The 1,706-nt window shown below is 60.0% G+C and carries 1 pseudogene; it reads right to left on the bottom strand.

The window, feature by feature from the left end:
* Positions 1-1,706: pseudogene (locus ONV78_RS31800) on the bottom strand (RHS repeat protein); the annotation flags it as partial.

Genomic DNA, 1,706 nt, shown 5'->3' with positions numbered 1-1,706 from the left:
CCCGCCGGGTCGAAGTCGAACTGCTCGTTGCAGTAGCTCTCCACCTGCTTGAGACGGTCCAGGGCGTCGTAATGGTAGCGGGTCGCGCCTTTTTGCAGATCGTCGATCAACGCCAGATTGCCATGGTGATCATACTGATAATGGCGGTCGATCAGCTGTGTTTTGTTGGCTTCATGGTTGACGCGATGGCGGCTCAGGCGGCCCATCAGGTCGTATTCATACTGGGATTGCAGCGCGCCCTGCTGGCGAGCGATTTCGCGGCCCTGTTCATCCCGGGTGATCTGCGTCAGCAGGTTATCGTTGTAGCGGGCTTCGCTGAACAGGCCATGCTGATCGTAGGCGAAGTTAAGCCGGGTTCCGTCCGCTAACTGGGTTTGCGTGCGCAGGCCCAGGGGATCGTAATCATGGCGCAGCACATGCTGGTCCTGACGCTCTTCCGTTAGCTGTCCCAGCGCGTTGTAGGCGAAGCGCAATTGTCGGTGAGGATTGCTCGCCTCAGTGAGCCGTCCCGCCGCATCGTAGTGGAACTGGCTGACCTCGCCGTCCGGACTGTGTTTTTCCCGCAGCCGGCCCAAGGGGTCGCGGCTGAAGCGGGTGGTGTTGGCCTGTTCCGACGGCAGGTCGATGTGGACGCCTTCCAGATGAGAGACCAAATGCCCGGCGCGGTTGTACTGGTACTCCTGAATGCGGCCGTCGAAGCCGATTTCCCGAATGAGGCGTTCATTGCGGTCGTAGCCCAGTTTGTAGCGCTCGCCCTTCTCGTTGATCAGGCCGATCAGGTTGCGTTCTTTGTCGTACAGGTATTCAAACACCTGTCCGTTGGGGTCGATCTTTTTGCGCACCTGGGACAGGCCGTCGTACAGGTATTCGGTGCAGCGGCCGGCGGCGTCGATAAAGTGGGTCAGTTGACTGTTGGCGTTGTAGCGCAACTGCACGGCGGAGCCGTCCGGATGCTGTACGCGGGTGACGTTGCCGAGCAGGTCGTATTCGTATTCGGTTGTGCGCTGGTCCGCGTCCACAACCGCGCCAATATCGCCCTCTTCGTTCAGCAGGTACTCGGTGCGGCGGCCGTTGACGCTCTCGCTGACTAATTGCGCCAGCGCATTCCAGACGAAGGTTTTTTCGTTGCCGGCGGCGTCGGTGATGGTCTGCGGCAGGCCGCGTTCGTTGTAGGCGTAGCGGGTCTGGTTGCCGAGAGGATCGGTGACGCAGGTCAGCAGCCCTTGGCCGTTGTACTCGCGACGCCAGCTGTGGCCCAGGGGATTGATCATCTCCACGGGCTGGCCGCGGTGGTTGTAGCGGATTTTGTAAGACGCGCCAGTGGCGTCGGTCAGTTGCGTCAGTAATCCCTGCTCGTCGTATGCGTAACGGGTGACGCCGCCTTCCGGGTCGATATGTTCGATCAGCTGGCCCTGTTTGTTGTAGGCCATGCGCGTGACCCCGCCTTCGGGATCGATTTCCTTAATGATCTTGCCGCGGTGGTCGTAGTAGTAAGTGGTTTTGCCGCCGTTGCTGTCGAAGGCGTGGGAGACTTTATTGGCGGTATCCCATTCAAAGCGGTAATCGTAAATGCCGAGATCGCCCCACTGACGCAGACACTTGCCGCTGGGGCTGTACTGACTCCACTCGAAATAGAAGCTGAAGCCGGTTTTCAGAGTCCGACGGGTGATGACGTGATGGCGGTAGGCGTAGGTTTCGCTGGCGCC

Source organism: Hahella sp. CR1 (genome assembly GCF_029813005.1).
GTDB lineage: Bacteria > Pseudomonadota > Gammaproteobacteria > Pseudomonadales > Oleiphilaceae > Hahella.
This window is presented reverse-complemented; position numbering and strand designations above follow the sequence as displayed.